The organism is Leifsonia sp. C5G2 (genome assembly GCF_013359685.1).
Classification (GTDB): Bacteria; Actinomycetota; Actinomycetes; order Actinomycetales; family Microbacteriaceae; genus Leifsonia.
This window is the reverse complement of record NZ_JABFMV010000018.1, coordinates 1-23,088: the sequence shown is the minus strand read 5'-3', so window position 1 is coordinate 23,088 and position 23,088 is coordinate 1. Positions and strand designations below refer to the sequence as shown.

Here is a 23,088-nt window from a genome sequence, read left to right as displayed (position 1 = left end):
GTCGGCCTGCGAAGGTCGGCCGTCGGCCTTAGGCTGAAGGGGTCATGAGCGACTCCTTCGTCCACCTCCACGTCCACAGCGAGTACTCGATGCTCGACGGAGCGGCGCGCGTCAAGCCGCTCATCGAGTCGGCGGCCGCGCAGGGCATGCCCGGCGTCGCGATCACCGACCACGGCAACATGTTCGGCGCGTTCGACTTCTGGCGCACGGCGACCGACGCGGGCATCAAGCCGATCATCGGCACCGAGGCGTATCTCACGCCGGGCACGCACCGCACTGACAAGACCCGTATCCGGTGGGGAGACGGCGGCGGCGACGATGTCTCCGGCTCCGGCGCCTATACGCACATGACGATGCTCGCGGCGACGACCGAGGGTATGCACAACCTGTTCCGGCTGTCGTCGTACGCGTCGATGGAGGGCTACTACTTCAAGCCGCGCATGGACCGCGAGCTGCTCAGCCGGTACTCGAAGGGCATCATCGCCACCACCGGCTGCCCCTCCGGCGAGGTGCAGACCCGCCTGCGGCTCGGTCAGTACGAGGCCGCCCGTGCCGCTGCGGCCGACTTCCGCGACATCTTCGGCAAGGAGAACTTCTTCGCCGAGATCATGGATCACGGCCTCGGCATCGAGCGCCGCATCATGTCCGACCTCATCCGGCTGGCGAAAGACCTGGGCCTGCCGCTGGTCGCCACCAACGACCTCCACTACACCCACGCTGAGGACGCCAAGAGCCACGCGGCGCTGCTGTGCGTGCAGTCCGGCTCGACGCTCGACGACCCCAACCGCTTCAAGTTCGACGCCGACGAGTTCTACCTCAAGACCCCGGAGCAGATGCGGCAGCTGTTCCGCGACTACCCCGACGCGTGCGACAACACCCTCGCGATCGCCGAGCGCTGCGACGTGCAGTTCGACACCGCCGCCAACTACATGCCGCGCTTCCCGGTCCCGGCGGGCGAGACCGAGCAGACTTGGTTCGTCAAGGAGGTCGAGAAGGGCCTCGAGCAGCGCTACCCCGACGGCATCACGCCCGAGGTGCGCAAGCAGGCCGACTACGAGATCGGCGTGATCTCGCAGATGGGCTTCCCGGGCTACTTCCTCGTCGTCGCCGACTTCATCAACTGGTCGAAGCGCAACGGCATCCGCGTCGGCCCCGGCCGAGGCTCCGGTGCGGGCTCCATGGCCGCGTACGCGATGCGGATCACCGACCTCGACCCGCTGCAGCACGGGCTCATCTTCGAGCGCTTCCTCAACCCCGACCGCGTCTCCATGCCCGACTTCGACGTCGATTTCGACGACCGCCGCCGCGGCGAGGTCATCAAGTACGTGACCGAGAAGTACGGCTCCGAGCGCGTCGCCCAGATCGTCACCTACGGCACCATCAAGGCCAAGCAGGCGCTCAAGGACTCGGGCCGAGTGCTCGGCTTCCCGTTCTCCATGGGCGAGAAGCTCACGAAGGCGATGCCGCCGCCCGTCATGGGAAAGGACATCCCGCTCACCGGGATCTTCGACAAGGACCACCCCCGCTACAAGGAGGCGGTCGACATCCGCGCGGTGGTCGAGTCCGACCCCGAGGCGAAGACCGTGTTCGACACGGCGCTGGGCCTGGAGAACCTGAAGCGCCAATGGGGCGTGCACGCGGCCGGGGTGATCATGTCGTCCGACCCGCTGATCGACGTCATCCCGATCATGAAGCGGGAGCAGGACGGCCAGATCGTCACGCAGTTCGACTACCCGGCCTGCGAGTCCCTCGGCCTCATCAAGATGGACTTCCTGGGGCTCCGCAACCTCACCATCATCAACGACGCCCTCGACAACATCCGCGACAACCGCGGGGAGGAGCTCGTCCTCGAAGACCTCGCGCTCGACGACCGCGGCGCGTACGAGCTGCTCTCCCGGGGCGACACTCTCGGCGTGTTCCAGCTCGACGGCGGCCCGATGCGCTCGCTGCTGCGGCTGATGAAGCCGGACAACTTCGAGGACATCTCGGCGCTCATCGCGCTGTACCGCCCTGGCCCCATGGGCGCGAACTCGCACACCAACTACGCGCTGCGCAAGAACGGCCTGCAGGCGATCACGCCCATCCACCCGGAGCTCGCCGAGCCGCTCGCCGACATCCTCTCGACCAGCTACGGCCTCATCATCTACCAGGAGCAGGTGATGGCGATCGCGCAGAAGGTCGCGGGATTCTCGCTCGGCCAAGCAGACATCCTGCGCCGCGCGATGGGCAAGAAGAAGAAGTCGGAGCTGGACAAGCAGTTCGCGGGCTTCTCCCAGGGCATGACCGACAACGGCTACTCGATGGACGCGGTCAACAAGCTGTGGGAGATCCTGCTCCCGTTCTCCGACTACGCGTTCAACAAAGCCCACTCCGCCGCCTACGGCGTGATCTCGTACTGGACCGCGTACCTCAAGGCGCACTACCCGGCGGAGTACATGGCCGCCCTGCTGACGAGCGTCGGCGACTCGAAGGACAAGATGGCGCTCTACCTCAACGAGTGCCGCCGAATGGGCATCAAGGTGCTCCCGCCGGACGTCAACGAGTCGAACCTGTACTTCGCCGCCGTCGGCGAGGACATCCGCTTCGGCATGGGCGCCGTCCGCAACGTCGGCGCGAACGTCGTCGAGGGCGTTCGCGAGGCCCGCGAGAGCAAGGGCCGGTTCGAGTCGTTCCACGACTTCCTGAACAAGGTGCCCATCCACGCCGCCAACAAGCGCACCGTCGAGTCGCTCATCAAGGCGGGCGCGTTCGACTCGCTCGGGCACACCCGGCGGTCGCTCGTCGAGGTGCACGAGGACGCGGTGGAGTCGGCCGTCAAGATCAAGCGCAACGAGGCCAACGGCGACGTGGGCTTCGACTTCGACAGCCTGTGGGGCGAAGACGAAGTGGCGCAGACCCAGCACCACATCCCGGACAGGCCGGAGTGGGCCAAACGCGACAAGCTGGCCTTCGAGCGCGAGATGCTCGGCCTGTACGTCTCCGACCACCCGCTCGCCGGACTCGAGCTGCAGCTGGCCAAGCTCGCGAGCACGGGCATCGCCGAGCTGGTGTCGTCGGAGAACACGCAGGACGGCGACACGGTCACGGTCGCCGGCCTCGTCACGAGCGTGCAGCATCGCGTGGCGAAGGCGTCCGGAAACCAGTACGGCATGATCCAGGTCGAGGACTTCGGCGGCGAGATCACCGTGATGTTCATGGGTAAGGCGTATCAGGAGTACTCGCACGCGCTGAAGGGCGACACCATCGTCGTCGTGCGCGGCCGGGTGAGCATGCGAGACGACGGCATGAACCTCCACGCCTACTCGCTGATGACTCCCGACCTCGGCCAGGCCGACGACGTCGGCGGGACCCTGATGATCACGATGCCCGACCAGCGCGCGACCACGGACACGGTCTCGTCCCTGGCCGAGGTGCTCGCGCGCCACCCCGGCGAGGCCGAGGTCCGCCTGCGCCTGGTCAAAGGCCAGGTCGCCCGCGTGTTCGAGGTCCCCAAGCCCGTCCGGGTCTCCCCGGACCTCTACGGCGAACTGAAAGCCCTCCTGGGCCCTAACTGCCTCGTCTGACCCTGCCCGCTCACCCGCCGAGTGGTGAGTAGACGCGGTAATCCGCGCCGAGTGGCGACATCATGTCACCACTCGGCGGACGCGGGCGGCTCAGACCGGGGTGCCGGGGCGCCAGTAGGTGCGCTCGTGGTAGACGAGCGGGGCGTCGTCCTCGCCGAGGGCGCCCTCCTCGATCTGCACGATCACCACGGCGCTGTTGTGCACCTGGGTGCGCTCGAGGATACGGCCGACCATCCACGCCGTCGTGTCGCGGATCACGGGCAGGCCGTGCGGGCCGCGGTACCAGTGGTCGCCGAGGAAGCGCTGCTGGTTGTCGCCCGAGAGGATCTGCGCGACCTCGCGGTTGCGCACGCCGAGCGTGTGGATGACGACGCGATCGGTCTCCGCGATCGCCGGCCAGCTCGACGCCGACAGGGCCATGTTGAACGTCGCGAGCGGAGGCACCGCCGCGAGCGAGGCCAGTGAGGTCGCCGTGAAGCCGACGGGCGTGCCGTCCTCCCGCTGCGCGGTGACGATCGCCACCCCGGCGGCGTGCCGGCGGAACGCCTGGCGGAACGCCACGAGGTCCGGGGTCGCGTCGCTGACGGCGCCGTCGGTGGGGTCGGGGGATGCGCTGTTCATCTATGCTCTGCCAACGTTCTGGGGCGGTCCGGGATTCCATGTCGGTAGGCTGGATAGGCCATGATCCAGACCATCGACCTCCGCGGTGTCCAGCCTACTCGCGCCGCCTTCCAGCGCCTCGTGCCCCGTCCCGTCGTGGACGTGCAGGTCGCGATGTCCGTCGCCGCCGACCTGATCGCCGACGTGCGGGAGCGCGGCGCCGCCGCCCTGCGCGAGCAGGCCGAGCGCTTCGACGGCGGTGCGCCCGCCTCCGTCCGGGTGCCGCAGGCCGAGATCGACGCCGCCGTCGCCGGGCTTCCTGCCGACGTCCGGGAGGCGCTGGAGGAGGCCATCGCCCGCGTCCGCCGGGCGACGGCCGCGCAGGTGCCGCCTGCCGCCGAGACCGTCATCCGGCCCGGCGCGAGCATCGTGCAGCGCTGGGAGCCGGTCGAGCGTGCGGGCCTGTACGTCCCGGGCGGGAAGGCCGTCTACCCGTCGAGCGTCGTGATGAACGCCGTCCCGGCTCAGGTCGCCGGCGTCGCGTCCGTCGCCCTGGTCAGCCCCCCGCAGCGCGAGTTCGGGGGAGCGGTCCACCCCGTCATCCTCGGCGCCGCCGGCCTGCTCGGCATCGACGAGGTGTACGCCATGGGCGGCGCCGGCGCGATCGGCGCGCTCGCCTACGGTGTCGAGGAGCTCGGCCTCGCGCCCGTGCAGGTCATCACCGGGCCCGGGAACATCTACGTGGCGGCGGCGAAGCGCGTCGTCCGCGGCCAGACCGGGATCGACTCGGAGGCGGGCACGACGGAGATCCTCGTCATCGCCGACGACACGGCGGACGCGGGTTACGTCGCGGCCGACCTGGTCAGCCAGGCGGAGCACGACGAGGCCGCGGCGTCGCTGCTCGTCACAGACAGCCCCGCCTTCGCCGACCGTGTGGTCGCAGAGCTCGGCCGCCTCGCCGACGACACGAAGCACGCCGAGCGCGTGCGCACGGCCCTCGGCGGCCCGCAGTCCGCGGTGGTGCTCGTGGACGACCTGGACGCGGCTGCGGCCTTCAGCAACGCCTACGGCCCCGAGCACCTCGAGCTGCAGACGGCCGACCCGGAGGCGCTGCTCGCATCCATCCACAACGCCGGCGCCATCTTCGTCGGCCCGACCTCGCCGGTCAGCCTCGGCGACTACCTCGCGGGCTCCAACCACGTGCTGCCCACCGGAGGCCAGGCCCGCTTCTCGCCGGGCCTCGGCGCGTACTCGTTCCTGCGCCCGCAGCAGGTGGTGCGCTACGACCGCGAGGCGCTGAGCGAGGTCGCGGACCGGATCGTCGCCCTCTCGACCGCCGAAGACCTCCCGGCCCACGGGGAAGCGGTCACTCAGCGGTTCCGCACCCGCTGAGCGATAGAATCCCTCCATGTTCTGCCCCTTCTGCCGCCACCCGGACTCCCGCGTCATCGACTCGCGCACGAGCGACGACGGCCTGTCCATCCGACGGCGCCGGCAGTGCCCGGAGTGCGGCCGCCGCTTCTCGACGACGGAGACCGCGAGCCTCAGCGTGATCAAGCGCAGCGGGGTGGCGGAGCCGTTCAGCCGCGAGAAGATCGTGCTCGGCGTGCGCAAGGCCTGCCAGGGCCGGCCGGTCACCGACTCCGACCTCGCTGTGCTCGCGCAGAAGGTGGAGGAGACCATCCGCTCCACCGGCGCGTCGCAGATCGAGGCGAACGACATCGGGCTCGCGATCCTGCCCGAGTTGCGCGAGCTCGACGAGGTGGCGTACCTGCGTTTCGCGAGCGTGTACCAGGGCTTCGACTCGCTCGACGACTTCGAGGAGGCCATCCGCTCGCTGCGGCTGGCGCACCATCCGGAGCCGGTCGAAGCCGGATAGCAGATATTCTGCTATCGGCATGTATCGCGCACTCTTCGACCTCGTCCTCTCCCGCCTCGACCCCGAGCGGGCCCACCACCTCGCCTTCGTGGTGATCCGCACCCTCCCGGCCGTCGGTCTGGGCGGCCTGGCGCGCCGGTTCACCGGCGCCGACCCGTCTCTCGCGGTGGAGGCGCTCGGGCACCGGTTCGACTCGCCCTTCGGCGTGGCGGCCGGCTTCGACAAGGACGGCGAGGGCGTCCTCGGCCTCGGCGCGCTCGGATTCGGGCACGTGGAGGTGGGCACGATCACCGCCCGCCCACAGCCCGGCAACGACAAGCCGCGCCTCTTCCGGCTCATCCCCGACCGTGCGGTCATCAACCGGATGGGCTTCAACAACCACGGCGCGGAGGCCGCAGCGAACCGGCTGCTGAAGGTGCGTCGGGCTCGTCGACGTCCCGTGCTGGGCGTCAACATCGGCAAGTCTCGCGTCGTCGCGGTCGAGGATGCGACGGCCGACTACCTGACCAGCGCCCGCGCGCTCGCGCCCGTCGCCGACTACCTCGTGGTCAACGTCAGCTCGCCGAACACCCCTGGCCTGCGCGGGCTGCAGGAGCTGGAACTGCTGAGCCCCCTGCTGACCGCCGTGAAGGAGGTCGCGGGGGAGACGCCGCTGCTGGTGAAGATCGCGCCCGACCTGACCGACGAGCAGGTGGAGCGCCTCGCACGTCTCGCGGTGGAGCTCGGGCTCGCCGGCATCATCGCCACCAACACCACGATCTCCCGCGAGGGTCTCGTGACGGACCCGGCCGTCGTCGAGGCCGCGGGCGCCGGCGGACTCAGCGGCGCCCCGCTGGCCGCCCGGTCGCTCGAGGTACTGCGCCTCATCCGCGCGGTGGTCCCGCCGGAGCTGTGCGTCATCTCGGTCGGCGGCGTCGAGACCGCCGAGGACGTGCAGGAGCGGCTCGACGCCGGCGCAACCCTCGTGCAGGGATACACCGCGTTCCTCTACCGCGGCCCGCTGTGGGCGCGGCAGATCAATCGCGGGCTGCTACGCCTCCGGCGTGCCCTGGTGGAAGCGTAGGCGCCAGCGCCCGGAGCTGCGCACCCACAGGGAGCTGCGCAGCGTCGCGCCGCGGTCGTCGGTCGTGCGTGCCGTGAGCAGCAGTGCCTCGGGGGCGACCCGGTCGACACCGAGCACCTCGAGGCCGGCCGTGAACGGCCCCTCGTCGGCGAGCTCGGACACAAGCGCGTCGCGGCCCCAGAGCCGGCCGGAGCGGCCGATCTCCTCGAACGACGGGTGCAGCAGCTCGGCGAGCCGGGACGCGTCGGAGCGCACCGCGGGCTCCAGCAGTTCGCGCTCCAGCCGGGCGACGACCTCCTCGTCCGACTCCTCGGTCGGGAGGGAGTCGAACAGATCGAAGGCGACCGTCGTGTCCTGCTCGGCCGGGGCCTCGGCAGGCGTCGGCTCCGGTGCGGCGGCCGCAGCCTCCACCGTCTCGGCGCGCCCCGCCGCGGCAGGGTCGGGCCAGCCGGGACCGATCGGGATGGGGTCGCCCTTCTGGTACGCCAGCGCCACGGCGCGGGCGCGCTCGTCGGCGGCCTCGTTGAGCTCGTGGCCGGCGTGGCCCTTGACCCACTCGAATCGGTAGGTGCGCCCGGCGAGACCGCGGTCCAGCCGCTCCAGAAGCTCGCGGTTGAGCACGGGGGCGCCGTCGGCCTTCCGCCAGCCCTTGCGCTTCCAGCCCGGCATCCACTTGGTCACCGCGTTGATGACGTACTGGCTGTCGCAGAAGATGTGCAGGTCTTCGCCCAGATGGGCGGTGGACTCCAGCAGGTCGATGACCGCCATGAGCTCGCCCTGGTTGTTGGTGCCGTGCGGCCAGCCGCCCGCCGACCAGTGGGCGTCGTCCACGTACCAGGCCCAGCCGGCAGGGCCGGGGTTGCCGAGGGCGGAGCCGTCCGCCGCCGCGACGATCGCCACGTCAGCTCGGGAACTGGCCGCGCTTGACCTGCGGCTTCGGGAGGCGCATGACCCGCAGCTGCAGGGCGCGCATCGCGCCGTACCAGCGCAGCCCGCGCTCCACCTTCGTCTTGCCGAACTTCTCGCCGATGCGCCGCTGGATCAGGAACCCGAGCACGAAGCAGTCGATGACCGCGATGAGGAAGAAGCCCCACAGCGCGAACAGGCCGTAGACCTGCATGGCGGGCCAGGGGAGGAACGTGAGAACGATGACGATGAGCATCACCGGGATGAGGAACTCGCCGATCGAGAACCGCGCGTCGACGTAGTCGCGCACGTACCGGCGCTGCGGTCCGCGGTCGCGGGCGGTCAGGTAGCGGTCGTCGCCGGCCGCCATGCCGATGCGCGCCTTCTCGCGGGCCTCCGCCTGCTTGGCTCGGGCGGCGCGGGCCGCCTCCTTGCGGTCGGTCGGCACCAGCGGACGCTTGCGCGCGGCCTCCTGCTCGCGGCGGCTCGGCGTGGGGACGCCCTTGCCCTGCTTCAGCCGCTCTGCCGTCTCTTCGGGGGTCTCGGCCACGGGCGTCGCCGCCTCGGCCGGGTTCTGTCGCTTTGCCAACTTCGAGCCTTCGGTTGTGTGGGCTTTAAGATTACCCGCATGACAGCCAGCCAAGAGACTCCCGTTCCGCGCGCCGACGGCGACACCACGACGACCGCGGAGGACGCGGCAGAGCGGGAGGTGCGGGCCGCGGTCGAGGCCGGGCTGCCGTCGGCGATCGCCGACCTCTCGCAGCTGGTGCGCATCCCCTCCGTCTCGTGGTCCGCCTTCGACCCGGCCAACGTGCGCCGCAGCGCGGAGGCCGTGGCGGGTCTTCTCGGCGACACCGGGATGTTCGAGAGCGTGGAGGTCAAGCAGGCGCCCATCGGCGACGGTGACACCCTCGGGCAGCCGGCCGTGCTCGCCACGCGCGCTGCGCGCAACGGACGGCCGACCGTCCTGCTCTACGCGCACCACGACGTGCAGCCGGAGGGCGACGAGGCGAACTGGGACACCCCGCCGTTCGAGCCGACGGTCCGCGGCGACCGGCTCTACGGCCGTGGCGCCGCCGACGACAAGGCCGGCGTGATGAGCCACGTCGCCACGGTCCGCGCCCTCAAGGACGTCTTCGGCGACGACCTCGACCTCGGTCTCGCCGTGTTCATCGAGGGGGAGGAGGAGTTCGGCTCGCGCTCGTTCGCCACCTTCCTGGAGCAGAACACGGAGGCGCTGGCGGCAGATGCCATCATCGTCGCCGACTCCGACAACGTCGACGTGAACACCCCCGCCCTCACCGTCTCGCTGCGCGGCAACGTCACCTTCAAGCTGACGGTGTCCACGCTCGAGCACGCCTCGCACTCGGGCATGTACGGCGGCGCGGCCCCGGACGCGATGCTCGCCGCGGTGAAGCTGCTCGCCACGCTGCACGCCGACGACGGGTCCGTCGCCGTCGACGGCCTGACCTCGTACGACGCGGCCGCCGAGCCGCCCGCCTTCGACGAGGAGGAGCTCGCGCACGACGCCGGCTTCCTGCCGGGCGTGACGAGCATCGGGAAGGGCCCCATCCTGTCCCGGATGTGGTCGCAGCCGACCATCACGGTGACCGGGATCGACGCGCCGAGCGTGGCGAACGCGTCCAACACGCTGCTGCCGAGCGTGTCGGTGCGGATCAGCTCGCGGGTCGCGCCTAGCCAGCCGGCGCGCGAGGCCTACGAGGCGCTCGAACGGCACCTGCGGGCGCACGCGCCGTTCGGAGCCCACCTGACGATCGAGGACGTCGACCTCGGCGACCCCTTCCTCGTCGACACCGCCGGCTGGGCGGCCACCGAGGCGAAGCGCGCGATGACCGACGCGTGGGGGAAGGAGGCGGTGGAGACCGGGATCGGCGGTTCGATCCCGTTCATCGCCGACCTCGTACGGGAGTTCCCGGAGGCGCAGATCCTCGTGACCGGCGTGGAGGACCCGGACACGCGGGCGCACAGCCCGAACGAGTCGCTGCACCTCGGCGTCTTCAAGCGCGCCGTGCTCGCGGAGGCGCTGCTGCTGGCCCGTCTCAACGCGCGCACGGGTTCCTGAGCACATTCCCACTTCTGCGACGTACAATCGACGCAGATTTCGTTCCACCGTCCGAAACACCTTTGGTGAGGAGTCCCATGACCGACACAACGCTGACCGCGACGAAGGCCCACGGAGTCGGCCTGACCGACGCCGCGGCATCCAAGGTCAGGAGCCTGCTCGAGCAGGAGGGCCGCGACGACCTGCGTCTGCGGGTCGCCGTCCAGCCCGGCGGCTGCTCCGGCCTGATCTACCAGCTGTACTTCGACGAGCGCATGCTCGACGGGGACGCGACCGTCGACTTCGACGGGGTCGAGGTCATCGTCGACAAGATGAGCGTGCCGTACCTCGACGGCGCCTCGATCGACTTCGAGGACACGATCCAGAAGCAGGGCTTCACGATCGACAACCCCAACGCGACCGGTTCGTGCGCCTGCGGAGACTCGTTCCACTAGGGGTTCCATAGCACACGAAACACCTCAGGGCCGCCCTCCACAGGGCGGCCCTTTTGTTCGGATCAGGGTGTCAGTCGGAGTAGGGTAGACACAGCCACATACAGTTGCATGTGAACTGTCCCCGTAGTCACTCGAAAGGTCACCGGTGCGTCACAATCGCCGTCTCCGATGGGCTGCCATCCCGATCGCCGCGGCCCTCGTCGCGGTCCTGGCGGGCTGCACGCAGGCCCAGCTGCACGGATTCCTCCCGGGCTTCGTAGAGGGCGAGCCGCCCGTCACGAACCACACCGAGCGCATCAGCGGTCTCTGGGTGACGAGCTGGATCGTCCTGCTCATCGTCGGCATCATCGTGTGGGGGCTGACCCTCTGGGCGGTCATCGTCTACCGTCGCCGCAAGGGCCAGACCGGCCTCCCGGTGCAGCTGCGCTACAACATGCCGATCGAGATCTTCTACACGATCGTGCCGCTCATCCTGGTGCTCGGCTTCTTCGCCTTCACGGCCCGCGACCAGTCGGCCATCGAGAAGCCGTACGCGAACCCCGACCTCAAGATCCAGGTCTACGCCAAGCAGTGGGCGTGGGACTTCAACTACGTGAGCGACAACGTCTACGACCCGGGCATCCAGGTGCAGCCGGACGACAACAGCGCCACCCCCGGCTCGGTGCAGGAGGGCGAGATCCCGACCCTGTACCTGCCCGAGAACAAGAAGATCACGATCCAGCTCGACTCGCGCGATGTGATCCACTCCTTCTGGGTCCCCGCGATGCTCTACAAGAAAGACGTGATCCCGGGCAAGACCAACTACCTGTACTTCGAGACCACCGACCGCACCGGCACCTTCGTGGGCAAGTGCGCGGAGCTCTGCGGCGAGTACCACTCCGCGATGCTCTTCAACGTGAAGATCGTGCCGCAGTCGGAGTACGACGCCCACATCCAGAAGCTGCGCGACCAGGGCTACGAGGGTCAGCTCGGCTCCGAGTACGACCGCAACCAGAACCTGCCAGGAACGGGCGCCCCCACCGGCACCCAGGGCAACGAGTAGGACGCCACAGATGACGACGACAGCACCGGCACCGGGGGCCACGACCGCCCCGAAGCCAGGGCCCACGATCCTCACCAGGAACGGTGCGGAGCGCAAGGGCAACATCCTGGTGAACTACATCACGTCGACGGACCACAAGACCATCGGGTACATGTACCTGATCTCGTCGTTCGTGTACTTCCTCATCGGCGGCGTGATGGCCCTCATCATCCGCGCCCAGCTGTTCGAGCCGGGCCTGCAGGTGGTGCAGACCAAGGAGCAGTACAACCAGCTGTTCACCATGCACGGCACGATCATGCTGCTGATGTTCGCGACGCCGCTGTTCGCCGGCTTCGCCAACGTCCTCATGCCGCTGCAGATCGGCGCTCCCGATGTCGCGTTCCCGCGGCTGAACGCGCTGGCCTACTGGTTCTATTCGTTCGGATCGCTCATCGCGGTCGCCGGCTTCCTCACCCCGCAGGGTGCGGCCTCGTTCGGCTGGTTCGCGTACGCGCCACTCTCGAGTACGACGTTCTCGCCAGGAATCGGTGGCAATCTCTGGGTGGTGGGCCTCGGCCTGTCCGGCTTCGGCACCATCCTCGGCGCGGTGAACTTCATCACCACGATCATCACGATGCGCGCCCCGGGCATGACCATGTTCCGTATGCCGATCTTCACCTGGAACACCCTGGTGACCTCGATCCTCGTGCTGATGGCCTTCCCGGTGCTCGCCGCCGCGCTGTTCGCCCTCGCCGCCGACCGCGTGTTCGACGCGCACATCTACGACGCGGCCAATGGCGGAGCCCTGCTCTGGCAGCACCTGTTCTGGTTCTTCGGCCATCCCGAGGTGTACATCATCGCGCTGCCGTTCTTCGGCATCGTGTCGGAGATCTTCCCGGTGTTCAGCCGGAAGCCGATCTTCGGGTACAAGACGCTGGTGTACGCGACGATCTCGATCGCGGCCCTGTCCGTCACGGTGTGGGCGCACCACATGTACGTGACCGGCTCGGTGCTGCTGCCGTGGTTCTCCCTGATGACGATGCTCATCGCCGTGCCCACCGGTGTGAAGATCTTCAACTGGATCGGCACGATGTGGCGCGGCTCGCTCACCTTCGAGTCGCCGATGCTGTGGTCGATCGGCTTCCTGATCACCTTCACCTTCGGTGGTCTGACCGGTGTCATCCTGGCGTCGCCGCCGCTCGACTTCCACGTGTCCGACACGTACTTCGTCGTCGCGCACTTCCACTACGTGGTGTTCGGCACGGTCGTGTTCGCCATGTTCGCCGGCTTCTACTTCTGGTGGCCGAAGTGGACGGGCAAGATGCTCAACGACCGTCTGGGCAAGTGGCACTTCTGGCTGCTGTTCATCGGCTTCCACACGACGTTCCTCATCCAGCACTGGCTGGGCGTCGTCGGCATGCCGCGACGGTACGCGACCTACCTCCCGTCGGACGGCTTCACCTGGATGAACCAGGTGTCGTCGATCGGCGCCGGCATCCTCGCGATCTCGATGATCCCGTTCTTCGTCAACGTGTACCTGACCGCGCGCAATGCGCCCAAGGTCACCGTCAACGACCCGTGGGGCTACGGCCGCTCGCTCGAGTGGGCGACCAGCTGCCCGCCGCCGCGGCACAACTTCACGTCGATCCCGCGCATCCGTTCGGAGTCGCCGGCCTTCGACCTGAACCACCCCGAGGCGGGCATCCCGATCGGTGTGGGCCCCGCGAAGGACGCCCCCGACGCTCCCGTGCACGACGTCGCAAAGGACGAGGTGAAGTAGCCCATGCGCACCAATGCCATCCTGTTCTGGATCCTGTCGGTCTTCTTCCTGCTGTCGGCGATCACCTACACGCTGTGGAACCTTCTCGATGAGATGCACCGCAACGTGGAGTGGGTCGGAACCGTCGCTCTGCTGCTCTCGGCGATCCTGGCCGCGTTCATCGCGTTCTACGTCGGCCGCTCGCACGCCTCCCAGGGCGGGGAGCTGCCGGAGGACCGTCTCGACGCCAACATCGACGACGGTGACCCGGAGCTCGGCCACTTCAGCCCGTGGAGCTGGTGGCCGGTCGCCCTGGCGTTCGCGGCAGGCCTGGTCATGCTCGGCCTCGCGGTCGGTTTCTGGATCTGCTACATCGGCGTCGCCTTCGCCCTGGTCTGCATCGTCGGCTGGGTCTACGAGTACTACCGCGGCTACTTCGCCCGGTAAGCCGCACCACCCCACACGAAAGGGCCGCCTCCACCCGGAGGCGGCCCTTTCGTCGTCCCGGCCCGCCACTCCCACGATCCACGGGTCACGACTCGCCGTCGGGCTGCGGCCGGAACGGCGTGTTGCGTCCCATGGATTGTGCCAGCGGTTGGCGTTTCTGCGCCGCGAGGGAGGCAGCCACCGGCGCGGCCCACGCGCGCCGGCTCGGCGGCTGCCGTCGAACGACCACGCGCCGCGCCGGCCACCTGGTTGACGCAACACGCCGTTTGCTGCGCCCGCGGCTCGGCGTGTTGCGTCAACCAGGCGCCCCGCCAGGCTGTGGTCGCGGCTCGGCGCGCGACTGCACCCGCGTGCCGAATGTGCGATGTCGCGCCAGGGTGCCTGGGCGGGCCGCGATCCGTGGGACGCAACACGCCGTGAAGGCGCGGCCGGAACGGCGTGTTGCGTCCCACGGATGCGGCGCGTCGGCGGGGGCGTCTGGCCTGCGGCGGTCAGCGGCGGGTGAGGCGGAGGACGTCGACGGAGACGCGCGTCGTGTCGACGTGTGCGGGCGCGGCGGCGGCGGCGTGCCGCGCCGACGGGCCCATGCCCGCCAGGGCGGCCCGGAGGGCGTCCGTGAGCGCGAGGTCGTACTCGACCGTTTCGCGCGCCTGGAGGGCGTACAGCGGCTCTGCGGCGGCCGCTACGTCGTCCGCCTTGTCCGACGGGATGTCGAGCATCGTCCCGGCGGCGCGAAGCGAGCCGAGGTGGTCCGGACGGGGCACCACGACCACGAGTGATCCGCCAGGACGCAGCACGCGGTGGAACTCGGGGAGGTTGCGTGGCGCGAACACGTCCAGCACGGTGTCCGCGACCCCCGAGCGCACCGGGAGCGGCCGCCAGGTGTCCGCGACCAGCCCGTCTACGCGGAGGGAGGCACGCACGGCACGCGCGACCGCCTGCGGTGCGAGATCCATGGCGAGGCCACGGGCGTCCGGCGTCTCAGCCAGCGCGGCGCGGAGGTAGTACCCGGTGCCGGCCCCGGCGTCGAGCACCCGGGCGCTGCCACGGGCGGCAGTCGAGACGGCGTCGGCGATGGGGGAGAAGGCGCCGCCCTCCAGCACCAGCTCGCGCGCGTCCAGCATCTCGGGGGTGTCGCCCAGGAGCTTGGTGCCGCCGCCCAGCAGGGAGACGAAGCCGCGCTTGTTCACGTCGTGGCGGTGGGCCTGGGCGCAGCCGAGCGTCAGCCGGTCCACGGGTTCCAGGTCGGCGGTGCAGACCGGGCAGCGCAGCCAGGACGCCAGGCGGGGCAGATCAACGGTCAAGACGGCGGCTCCGGTGGGCGCAGGCGGGCGGGGGAGACACAGAAGCGCCGGCGCGAATGACCGCGCCGGCGCTTCGGTGAGGACGGATGACCGTCAGTGGTGGTCGTGACCCGACTCGAGCTCGCCGCGGGTGGGCGGCAGGATCCGGTCCTCGAAGAACCAGCGGGACAGGCCGGCGCGCACGCGGTTCGCCGCCGTGATGCGGCCGCGACGGTTCGGGCGCAGCATCAGTGGCTCGTAGGCCTCCTGCGAGACCAGCCGCCAGCGCTCGTAGTCGCTCAGCTGCTCGTGCACCTCGATGAACTCGCCGCCGGGCAGCTTCACGATGCGACCCGACTCGTAGCCGTGGAGGGCGATCGAGCGGTCCTTCTTCTGCAGGGCGAGGCAGACGCGCTTGGTCACGACGAACGCGATGAGCGGACCGATGAACAGCAGAGCCTGGAGGGCGTGGATGACGCCCTCCATGGTCAGCTTGAAGTGGGTCGCCATGATGTCCGAGCTCGCCGCTGCCCAGAACACCGCGTAGAACGTGACGCCTGCCGCGCCGACGGCGGTGCGGGTCGCCGCGTTGCGCGGACGGTCCAGGATGTGGTGCTCGCGCTTGTCGCCCGTGATCCACGCCTCGAGGAACGGGTAGAACATCACGGTCACGATGAACAGTCCGAGGATCGCCACCGGGATGATGATGTTGAACGACCAGGTGCGGTCGAGCCAGACGAACTCCCAGCCCGGCGGGACCAGGCGCAGCGCGCCGTCCGCGAAGCCGATGTACCAGTCCGGCTGCGTACCGGCGGACACGGGGGAGGGGTCGTACGGGCCGTAGTTCCAGATCGGGTTGATGGTGAAGAACGACGCCATGAGCGCGACGACACCGAACACGATGAAGAAGAAGCCGCCGGCCTTGGCCGCGTACACCGGGAGGACCGGGTAGCCGACCACGTTGCCCTGCGTGCGTCCGGGCGCCGCGTACTGCGTGTGCTTGTGGATGACCACGAACATGAGGTGCAGCGCGATGAACGCGACGACGAGCGCCGGCAGCAGCAGGATGTGCAGCGTGTAGAGGCGGCCGACGATGGCGGTGCCGGGGAACTCGCCGCCGAACAGCAGGAACGAGATCCACGTGCCGACCACCGGCAGACCCTTGATCAGGCCGTCGATGATGCGGAGGCCGTTGCCCGAGAGCAGGTCGTCCGGGAGCGAGTAGCCGGTGAAGCCCTCGGCCATCGCCAGGATGAACAGCACGAAGCCGATGACCCAGTTCAGCTCACGCGGCTTGCGGAACGCGCCGGTGAAGAAGATCCGGAGCATGTGGAGGCCGATGGCCGCCACGAACAGCAGCGCCGCCCAGTGGTGGATCTGACGGACCAGGAGGCCGCCGCGCACCTCGAACGAGATGTTCAGCGTGCTCTGCATGGCCGAGGACATCTCGATGCCCTTCAGCGGCACGTACGAGCCGTTGTAGGTCACCTCCGCCATCGACGCCTGGAAGAAGAACGTCAGGAACGTTCCGGACAGCAGGATGACGATGAAGCTGTAGAGCGCGACCTCACCGAGCAGGAACGACCAGTGGTCCGGGAAGATCTTGCGGCCGAACTCCTTGACGGCGCCCGAGATGCTGGTGCGGTCTTCGAGGTAGTTCGCGGCTGCTGCCGTGAACCCGCCCTTCGAAGCCGTCGTCTGTGCCGCAGGGCGTGCGGCGGTCGTGGTGCTCAATGGCGCTCCCAGAAGCTCGGGCCGACGGGCTCGTGGAAGTCGCTGCGGGCGACCAGGTAGCCATCGGCGTCGACGGTGATCGGCAGCTGCGGCAGCGGCCGCTTCGCCGGTCCGAAGATGACCTGCGCTTCGTGCGTGATGTCGAACTGCGACTGGTGGCACGGGCAGAGCAGGTGGTGGGTCTGCTGCTCGTAGAGCGCCACCGGGCACCCGACGTGTGTGCAGATCTTGGAGTAGGCGACGATGCCGTCGTAGTTCCAGTTCTCCTTGCCCTTGGAGACGTGCAGGTCCTCGGGCTTGAGGCGCATGAGCAGCACGGCGGCCTTGGCCTTCTGCTCGAGCATGTCCGGAGCCTCGTTGAGGCCCTCGGGGATGACGTGGAAGGCGCTGCCCAGCGTGACGTCGGAGGCCTTGATCGGCGTTCCGGTTGGGTCGCGGGTGAGGCGGACGCCCTTGGCCCACATCGTCTGGGAGAGCAGCTCCACTGGGTCCTCGTTCTCCGGCGCGAGGCCGCGGAACAGGACGACGGCGGGGAGCGGGAAGGCGATCAGCGCGCCGATGAGGCTGTTGCGGACGAGGATGCGGCGGCTGAAGCCGGACTCCTCGTCGGCCTGGCGGAAGATCTCCGCCGCGCGCTCGGTGGTCGCCTCGCTGCCGCGCACGGGGTGGCGGAGGTCGACGCCCTCCTTCTCGTGCATGAGCGCCTTGCCCCAGTGGACGGCGCCGATGCCGATGGCGAGCAGCGCCAGGGCGCTGCCGATGCCGATGAAGAGATTGTTCAGGCGCACGGAGCCCGGGTCGCCGTCGACGATCGGGAAGGCGAGGTAGGCGGCGACCGCCCACACCGATCCTGCGATCGAGAGGTAGAACAGCGTGTAGACGGTGCGCTCGGCGCGCCGCTCCTTCCGCGGGTCGAGGTCGGTGACCCGCGGGCGGTGCGGCGGGAACCCGGGGTTCTCGACGGCGTCGCGGATGACCACCGCGGTACCGGGGTCGCCGGTGCGGTGCTCCTCAGACGAACGGGCGGGCGTCAGCTCGTGACCGCCGTTGTCGTCCTGTGCCATTGCTCTCCTTCTTACGCTGTGTTCGTAACCGAAGTTGGATCCGGATTAGTTGGACTTCGCCGTGATCCACACGGTGAGGGCGACGATGGCGCCCAGACCGAAGATCCAGAGGAAGAGGCCCTCGGCCACCGGGCCGAGCGAGCCGAGCTCGAAGCCACCCGGCGACGGGTTGTTCTGGATGTACTTCAGGTACGTGATGATGTCGGCCTTGCCCTGCGGCGTGATGTTCAGATCGTTGAAGACCGGCATGTTCTGCGGTCCGGTGATCATGGCCTCGTAGATGTGCTGGGCGCTGACGCCGGTCAGCGGCGGAGCGAACTTGCCCTCGGTGAGCGCACCGCCCGCGCCGGCCACGTTGTGGCACATGGCGCAGTTGATGCGGAAGAGCTCGGCGCCGTGGGCGGCGTTGCCCTTGCCGTCGAGGTACTTCTGCTCAGGGATCGACGGGCCGGGGGCGAGGGACGCGACGTAGTCGGCCAGCGCCTTGACCTGCTCGTCGGTGAACTGCACCGGCTTCTGCTCGGCCTGCGGGCCTTGCATCTGCATCGGCATGCGGCCCGTGCCGACCTGGAAATCGACCGCGGCGGCGCCGACGCCGATGAGGCTCGGCGCGACCGAGCTGCCCTGGGCGTCGAGGCCGTGGCAGGTGGCGCAGTTCGACTGGAAGAGCTTCTTGCCCTCGTCGACCGAGGTCTGGCTCGCTGCCGCGACCTGCGGCTCCTCGGCGGACGCCGTGGTGGTGGTGAACGCGGCGTAGGCTCCGCCGGTCAGGCCGAGGCCGATCGCGAGGAGCGCGACGGTGGCCAGGGGGTGACGGCGGCCGGCCTTGCGCGCGGGCTTCGCCGTGCGGACGGGCGAGGCCGGTGCTTTTCCGGGTGTACGGGGACGCATGGGGTGAAGAACGCTCCTGTTTCCTTATCGGATGATGTAGATGACCGCGAACAGCCCGATCCACACGACGTCGACGAAGTGCCAGTAGTAGGAGACCACGATGGCGCTCGTCGCCTCCTTGTGGCCGAAGGTCTTGACCGCGAACGCGCGGCCGATCACGAGCAGGAAGGCGATGAGGCCGCCCGTCACGTGGAGAGCGTGGAACCCGGTGGTCAGGTAGAAGGCCGACCCGTAGGCGTTGGCGCTGAGCGAGACGCCCTCGGAGACCAGCGTGGCGTACTCGAGCACCTGGCCGGAGACGAAGATCGCGCCGAGGAGGTAGGAGAGGGTGAACCACTCGACCATTCCCCACTTGGCCGGGCTCCACCCCGTGCGGCGCGGCTGCAGGCGCTCCGCCGCGAACACGCCGAACTGGCAGGTGAACGAGCTCGCCACCAGGATGATCGTGTTCGTCAGCGCGTACGGGACGTTGAGGTGCTGCGTCTCGGCGGCCCACAGATCGGGCGACGTCGACTTGAGCGTGAAGTAGATCGCGAACAGACCCGCGAAGAACATCACCTCGGAGCCGAGCCAGACGATCGTGCCGACGGCCACGACATTGGGCCGGTTGATCGCCGGCGCACTCGTTGCAGGAGAAATGGAGGTGCTCGTCACGTAACCCATTATGGCTGAAAAGAACCCATGGTTTTCCCACCTAGAGGGCTTGAATCGGCCGGAATCGAGGTTAGAGCGGGTTCTGGATGCCCGATGGGCCGGTGTCGCCGTGGCGTGTCGCCCGCCGATAGGATCGCTTCATGTCCCACACGCAGTCCTGGTCGTCCGTGCTGACCTCGCTCCTGGCCGGGGAGCACCTGAGCGTGGCGGACGCGGCGTGGGCGATGGACCAGGTCATGACCGGCGAGGCCACGGACGCCCAGCTGGCCGCATTCCTCATCGCGCTCCGGGCCAAGGGCGAGACGGTCGACGAGATCGTGGGCTTCCGCGACGCCATCCTCGACCACGCCGTGCCGCTCGAGGTCGACCCGATGGCGCTCGACATCGTCGGGACCGGCGGCGACCGCTTCGGCACCGTGAACGTCTCGACCACGGCATCCATCGTCGCGGCGGCGGCCGGCGTGCCGGTCATCAAGCACGGCAACCGCGCGGCGAGCTCGTCATCCGGGTCGTCGGATGTGCTCGCCGCCCTCGGCATCGACCTGACGCTCCCGGCGGAGCGCGTGGCCGAGGTGCTGGAGACCGCCGGCATCACCTTCGCGTACGCGAGCGCGTTCCATCCGGGATTCGCCCACGCCGGCCCCGTGCGGGCCCAGCTCGGGGTCCCCACCGTCTTCAACTACCTCGGACCGCTCTGCAACCCGGCGCGACCCGAGGCGTCCGCGGTCGGCGTCGCGACGCTCGACCGCATCCCGCTCATCGTCGGCGTGTTCCAGACCCGCGGCGCGACCGCGCTGGTCTTCCGCGGCGACGACGGGCTCGACGAGCTGTCGACCACCGGTCACAGCCACGTCTGGGAGGTCTCGAGGGGCCTCGTCACCGAGCACGACATCGATCCGCGCGATCTGGGCATCCCGCGCGCCAGGATCGAGGACCTGCTCGGGAAGGACGCCGCGTTCAACGCGGCTGTCGTGCGTGCCGTGCTGGCGGGAGAAGAAGGCCCCGTGCGCGACATCGTCCTGCTCAACGCGGCGGCCGGGCTCGTGTCCTACGAGCTCGCGTCCGACCCGTCGAGGGTCCAGGAGTCCATCCTGGATCGGTTCCGTTCGCAAATGGCGGTCGCCGCCCACGCGATCGACTCCGGGGCTGCGGCCGCGAAGCTCGAAGAATGGGTGGCGGCGACGCACTGACAGCAGTGGAGACCCCACTGCAGTGGAAGGAATGGTTTCGATGAAGAAGCTCATCAACGACGTACCCGACGTCGTGACCGAGTCCCTGGCGGGGTTCGGCCGGGCTCACGCCGACATCGTCCGGGTGTCGCAGGATCCGAAGTTCGTCTCACGCGCCGACGGCCCCGTGCAGGGCAAGGTCGGACTGGTCAGTGGCGGCGGCAGCGGCCACGAGCCCCTCCACGCCGGCTTCGTCGGCAAGGGCATGCTGGATGCGGCGGTGCCGGGCGAGGTCTTCACCTCCCCGACCCCCATGCCGATCGTCGAGGCCACCAAGGCCGCGCACGGCGGCGCCGGCGTGCTCCACATCGTCAAGAACTACACCGGAGACGTGCTCAACTTCGAAACGGCGGCCGACCTGGTCGGCGCCGAGGGAATCACGGTGCGCTCCGTCATCGTCAACGACGACGTCGCGGTGCAGGACTCCCTGTACACCGCGGGCCGTCGCGGCGTGGCGGGCACCGTGCTCGTCGAGAAGATCGCGGGCGCCGCCGCCGACCGCGGGGACGACCTCGACGCCGTCACGGCGATCGCGGAGCGCGTCAACGCCAACGTGCGCTCGATCGGCCTCGCACTGACCGACGGCACGGTGCCGCACGCGGGCGAGCCCGGCTTCGTGCTGCCGGAGGACGAGATCGAGTTCGGCGTGGGCATCCACGGCGAGCCCGGCCGCGAGCGCATCAAGCTGGAGCCGGCCGACCGCCTGGTGGACCGGATGATGGACGCGATCCTCTCCGACCTGTCCTTCGAGGGCTCGCCGGTGCTGCTGTTCGTCAACGGCATGGGCGGAACGCCGCTGTCGGAGCTCTACATCCTGTTCCGCCGCGCCGCCGAGATCCTCGACGAGCGGGGAATCGAGCTGGGCCGGTCGCTCGTGGGCAACTACGTCACCTCGCTGGAGATGCAGGGTGCGTCGATCACCGTGCTCAAGCTGGATGACGAGTTCACGCAGCTGTGGGATGCGCCCGTCCACACGGCCGCACTGCGCTGGGGTCTGTAGGAAGCCGGAACCGACAAGACAAGGAGGCGTCGATGACGCTGGACACGAACTGGGTCAAGGAGTGGATCACCGCGGCCGCCGCATCCATCGGCGAGCACAAGCAGGAGCTGAACACGCTCGATCGTGAGATCGGCGACGGCGACCACGGCGAGAACATGGACCGCGGCCTGAAGGCGTCGGTCGCCGCCCTGGAGAAGCTCCCGGACGACGCGACGCCGAACGCGGCACTGCGATCGGTGGCCATGACCCTGATCTCGACGGTGGGGGGTGCGTCGGGGCCGCTGTACGGCACGGCGTTCCTGAAGGCGGCCGAGCCGGTGGGCGACGCCGAGGCGATCGACGAGAAGGCGCTCGTCGCGGCCCTGAGGGCCGGGCGAGACGGCATCGTGTCCCGTGGGAAGGCCGAGCCGGGCGACAAGACCATGGTCGACGCCTGGACACCGGCGGTGGACGCCGCCGCCGCGGCGCAGGAGTCGGGGGCCTCGGCCGCCGGCGTCCTGGCCGCGGCGGCGGAGGCCGCCGAGAAGGGCTCGGACGCGACCATCCCGCTCGTCGCCCGCAAGGGCCGGGCGAGCTACCTCGGCGAGCGGTCGGCCGGCCACCGCGACCCGGGCGCACAGTCGACGGCGCTGCTGCTGCGCGCGGCGGCCGGGGTCGCCGGATGAGCGCGAAGGTCGGTGTCGTCTTCGTCTCGCACAGCCCGCAGATCGCCGCCGGCATGGTGGCGCTCGCCGGTCAGATGGCCGGATCCGTTGCGCTCGTCCCGGCCGGCGGCACGGACGACGACGGGATCGGGACCAGCTTCACCAAGGTGATGTCCGGTGTGTCGGAGGCCGACGGCGGGGCGGGGGTCGTCGTGATCAGCGACCTCGGCTCGGCGCTGCTGACCGCCGAGACCGTGCTCGACATGCTGGACGAGGAGCAGCGCTCGCGCGTGCGCGTCGTCGACGTGCCGTTCGTCGAGGGCGGCGTGGCCGCAGCAGTGGCCGCCGAGTCCGGCGGGAGCCTGGACGACGTCGTGGCGGCCGCCGAGGGTGCGATCGACGCCTGGGCGGGCACGGCCGCCGCGGCATCGGAGGAGCCCGCGCAGGCCGAGGCGCCCGCCGATGGCCCCTATGAGCGCGAGGTGCTCGTCCGCAACCCCGAGGGCCTGCACGCGCGTCCGGCGGCCGAGTTCGTGAAGCTCGCGAACACCTTCCCCGCGAAGGTGACCGTCAACGGCAAGGACGCGAAGAGCCTCCTCGGCATCATGTCCCTCGGCCTCACCGCCGGCTCCACCGCGCGCATCGCGACCGACGCGCCCGACGGCCGCCCCGCCGTCGACGCCCTCGCCGACCTCGTCGACACCGGCTTCGGCGAGGTCTGACCCGCTCGCCCCACCCCCCGCCAAGCCAAGAGCTCCTGAGTTCTTCGACCTCCGCCCGGCGTTTCGGGTCGAAGAACTCAGGAGCTCTTGGCTTCAGGGGAGGGGGAGGGGG

21 protein-coding genes are annotated in these 23,088 nt (G+C 69.5%); 13 read left to right on the top strand and 8 right to left on the bottom strand.

The window, feature by feature from the left end; translation table 11 throughout:
* Positions 1–44: 44 nt before the first annotated feature.
* Positions 45–3,563, top strand: a complete 3,519-nt coding sequence (gene dnaE, locus HNO83_RS18195; RefSeq protein ID WP_175338949.1) for a DNA polymerase III subunit alpha — start codon at positions 45–47, stop codon at positions 3,561–3,563.
* A 90-nt stretch (positions 3,564–3,653) separates the two neighbouring features.
* Here the strand turns inward: dnaE and HNO83_RS18190 are convergent, their stop codons facing one another.
* Positions 3,654–4,184 (bottom strand): flavin reductase family protein, encoded by a 531-nt coding sequence (locus HNO83_RS18190; protein WP_175338948.1) that lies wholly within the window; start codon positions 4,182–4,184, stop codon positions 3,654–3,656.
* Positions 4,185–4,244: 60 nt separating this feature from the next.
* Between HNO83_RS18190 and hisD the strand changes: the two genes are divergently transcribed.
* From hisD to HNO83_RS18175, 3 genes are read left to right on the top strand one after another with little or no spacing between them, the layout of a single operon-like run.
* Positions 4,245–5,555 carry a histidinol dehydrogenase gene (gene hisD / locus HNO83_RS18185; protein WP_175338947.1) on the top strand — a complete coding sequence of 437 codons (1,311 nt, stop codon included), beginning with the start codon at positions 4,245–4,247 and terminating at the stop codon, positions 5,553–5,555.
* A 16-nt stretch (positions 5,556–5,571) separates the two neighbouring features.
* Entirely contained in the window at positions 5,572–6,042 is a 471-nt protein-coding gene (nrdR, locus tag HNO83_RS18180; RefSeq protein ID WP_175338946.1) for a transcriptional regulator NrdR, read from the top strand.
* 19 nt (positions 6,043–6,061) lie between these two features.
* Positions 6,062–7,105 (top strand): quinone-dependent dihydroorotate dehydrogenase, encoded by a 1,044-nt coding sequence (locus tag HNO83_RS18175; protein ID WP_175338945.1) that lies wholly within the window; start codon positions 6,062–6,064, stop codon positions 7,103–7,105.
* Here HNO83_RS18175 and HNO83_RS18170 read toward each other — a convergent pair.
* On the bottom strand, positions 7,073–8,005 hold the full coding sequence (locus HNO83_RS18170; RefSeq protein WP_175338944.1) for an RNase H family protein: 933 nt from the start codon (positions 8,003–8,005) through the stop codon (positions 7,073–7,075). The genes HNO83_RS18175 and HNO83_RS18170 overlap by 33 nt on opposite strands.
* A gap of 1 nt (position 8,006) precedes the next feature.
* Positions 8,007–8,600, bottom strand: a complete 594-nt coding sequence (locus tag HNO83_RS18165; protein ID WP_175338943.1) for a DUF3043 domain-containing protein — start codon at positions 8,598–8,600, stop codon at positions 8,007–8,009.
* A gap of 39 nt (positions 8,601–8,639) precedes the next feature.
* Between HNO83_RS18165 and HNO83_RS18160 the strand changes: the two genes are divergently transcribed.
* From HNO83_RS18160 to HNO83_RS18140, 5 genes are all read left to right on the top strand, one after another.
* The gene (locus HNO83_RS18160) at positions 8,640–10,094 is read left to right on the top strand and encodes a dipeptidase (RefSeq protein WP_175338942.1); all 1,455 of its coding nucleotides are present in this window, start codon (positions 8,640–8,642) and stop codon (positions 10,092–10,094) included.
* A gap of 77 nt (positions 10,095–10,171) precedes the next feature.
* On the top strand, positions 10,172–10,528 hold the full coding sequence (gene erpA, locus HNO83_RS18155; RefSeq protein WP_018191347.1) for an iron-sulfur cluster insertion protein ErpA: 357 nt from the start codon (positions 10,172–10,174) through the stop codon (positions 10,526–10,528).
* A gap of 145 nt (positions 10,529–10,673) precedes the next feature.
* Positions 10,674–11,570: an aa3-type cytochrome oxidase subunit II gene (gene ctaC / locus HNO83_RS18150; RefSeq protein WP_175338941.1), complete on the top strand. Its 897-nt coding sequence runs from the start codon at positions 10,674–10,676 to the stop codon at positions 11,568–11,570.
* A gap of 10 nt (positions 11,571–11,580) precedes the next feature.
* The gene (ctaD, locus tag HNO83_RS18145; RefSeq protein ID WP_175338940.1) at positions 11,581–13,329 is read left to right on the top strand and encodes an aa3-type cytochrome oxidase subunit I; all 1,749 of its coding nucleotides are present in this window, start codon (positions 11,581–11,583) and stop codon (positions 13,327–13,329) included.
* 3 nt (positions 13,330–13,332) lie between these two features.
* The gene (locus HNO83_RS18140; RefSeq protein ID WP_175338939.1) at positions 13,333–13,755 is read left to right on the top strand and encodes a cytochrome c oxidase subunit 4; all 423 of its coding nucleotides are present in this window, start codon (positions 13,333–13,335) and stop codon (positions 13,753–13,755) included.
* Positions 13,756–14,246: 491 nt separating this feature from the next.
* Here HNO83_RS18140 and HNO83_RS18135 read toward each other — a convergent pair whose 3' ends face one another.
* From HNO83_RS18135 to ctaE, 5 genes are all read right to left on the bottom strand, one after another.
* Entirely contained in the window at positions 14,247–15,059 is an 813-nt protein-coding gene (locus HNO83_RS18135; protein ID WP_175338938.1) for a methyltransferase domain-containing protein, read from the bottom strand.
* Between the two features lie 93 nt (positions 15,060–15,152).
* Entirely contained in the window at positions 15,153–16,772 is a 1,620-nt protein-coding gene (gene qcrB / locus HNO83_RS18130) for a cytochrome bc1 complex cytochrome b subunit (protein ID WP_175338937.1), read from the bottom strand.
* Entirely contained in the window at positions 16,769–17,836 is a 1,068-nt protein-coding gene (qcrA, locus tag HNO83_RS18125; RefSeq protein WP_175338936.1) for a cytochrome bc1 complex Rieske iron-sulfur subunit, read from the bottom strand. The genes qcrB and qcrA overlap by 4 nt, the downstream gene beginning before the upstream one ends.
* A gap of 45 nt (positions 17,837–17,881) precedes the next feature.
* Entirely contained in the window at positions 17,882–18,727 is an 846-nt protein-coding gene (gene qcrC / locus HNO83_RS18120; protein ID WP_175338935.1) for a cytochrome bc1 complex diheme cytochrome c subunit, read from the bottom strand.
* 24 nt (positions 18,728–18,751) lie between these two features.
* Positions 18,752–19,390, bottom strand: a complete 639-nt coding sequence (gene ctaE, locus HNO83_RS18115) for an aa3-type cytochrome oxidase subunit III (protein ID WP_175338934.1) — start codon at positions 19,388–19,390, stop codon at positions 18,752–18,754.
* Between the two features lie 131 nt (positions 19,391–19,521).
* Between ctaE and trpD the strand changes: the two genes are divergently transcribed.
* From trpD to dhaM, 4 genes are read left to right on the top strand one after another with little or no spacing between them, the layout of a single operon-like run.
* Positions 19,522–20,571 (top strand): anthranilate phosphoribosyltransferase, encoded by a 1,050-nt coding sequence (gene trpD / locus HNO83_RS18110; protein ID WP_175338933.1) that lies wholly within the window; start codon positions 19,522–19,524, stop codon positions 20,569–20,571.
* A gap of 40 nt (positions 20,572–20,611) precedes the next feature.
* Entirely contained in the window at positions 20,612–21,610 is a 999-nt protein-coding gene (gene dhaK / locus HNO83_RS18105) for a dihydroxyacetone kinase subunit DhaK (protein WP_175338932.1), read from the top strand.
* A 32-nt stretch (positions 21,611–21,642) separates the two neighbouring features.
* The gene (dhaL, locus tag HNO83_RS18100; RefSeq protein WP_175338931.1) at positions 21,643–22,275 is read left to right on the top strand and encodes a dihydroxyacetone kinase subunit DhaL; all 633 of its coding nucleotides are present in this window, start codon (positions 21,643–21,645) and stop codon (positions 22,273–22,275) included.
* Positions 22,272–22,976, top strand: a complete 705-nt coding sequence (gene dhaM / locus HNO83_RS18095) for a dihydroxyacetone kinase phosphoryl donor subunit DhaM (protein WP_175338930.1) — start codon at positions 22,272–22,274, stop codon at positions 22,974–22,976. The genes dhaL and dhaM overlap by 4 nt, the downstream gene beginning before the upstream one ends.
* Positions 22,977–23,088 lie beyond the last annotated feature (112 nt).

Excerpts from the sequence above, each read along its gene's own strand:
- dnaE (WP_175338949.1), top strand. The coding sequence starts at position 45 with ATGAGCGACTCCTTCGTCCACCTCCACGTCCACAGCGAGTACTCGATG.
- HNO83_RS18190 (WP_175338948.1), bottom strand. The coding sequence starts at position 4,184 with ATGAACAGCGCATCCCCCGACCCCACCGACGGCGCCGTCAGCGACGCG.
- hisD (WP_175338947.1), top strand. The coding sequence starts at position 4,245 with ATGATCCAGACCATCGACCTCCGCGGTGTCCAGCCTACTCGCGCCGCC.
- nrdR (WP_175338946.1), top strand. The coding sequence starts at position 5,572 with ATGTTCTGCCCCTTCTGCCGCCACCCGGACTCCCGCGTCATCGACTCG.
- HNO83_RS18175 (WP_175338945.1), top strand. The coding sequence starts at position 6,062 with ATGTATCGCGCACTCTTCGACCTCGTCCTCTCCCGCCTCGACCCCGAG.
- HNO83_RS18160 (WP_175338942.1), top strand. The coding sequence starts at position 8,640 with ATGACAGCCAGCCAAGAGACTCCCGTTCCGCGCGCCGACGGCGACACC.
- erpA (WP_018191347.1), top strand. The coding sequence starts at position 10,172 with ATGACCGACACAACGCTGACCGCGACGAAGGCCCACGGAGTCGGCCTG.
- ctaD (WP_175338940.1), top strand. The coding sequence starts at position 11,581 with ATGACGACGACAGCACCGGCACCGGGGGCCACGACCGCCCCGAAGCCA.
- HNO83_RS18140 (WP_175338939.1), top strand. The coding sequence starts at position 13,333 with ATGCGCACCAATGCCATCCTGTTCTGGATCCTGTCGGTCTTCTTCCTG.
- qcrA (WP_175338936.1), bottom strand. The coding sequence starts at position 17,836 with ATGGCACAGGACGACAACGGCGGTCACGAGCTGACGCCCGCCCGTTCG.
- qcrC (WP_175338935.1), bottom strand. The coding sequence starts at position 18,727 with ATGCGTCCCCGTACACCCGGAAAAGCACCGGCCTCGCCCGTCCGCACG.
- ctaE (WP_175338934.1), bottom strand. The coding sequence starts at position 19,390 with ATGGGTTACGTGACGAGCACCTCCATTTCTCCTGCAACGAGTGCGCCG.
- trpD (WP_175338933.1), top strand. The coding sequence starts at position 19,522 with ATGTCCCACACGCAGTCCTGGTCGTCCGTGCTGACCTCGCTCCTGGCC.
- dhaK (WP_175338932.1), top strand. The coding sequence starts at position 20,612 with ATGAAGAAGCTCATCAACGACGTACCCGACGTCGTGACCGAGTCCCTG.
- dhaL (WP_175338931.1), top strand. The coding sequence starts at position 21,643 with ATGACGCTGGACACGAACTGGGTCAAGGAGTGGATCACCGCGGCCGCC.
- dhaM (WP_175338930.1), top strand. The coding sequence starts at position 22,272 with ATGAGCGCGAAGGTCGGTGTCGTCTTCGTCTCGCACAGCCCGCAGATC.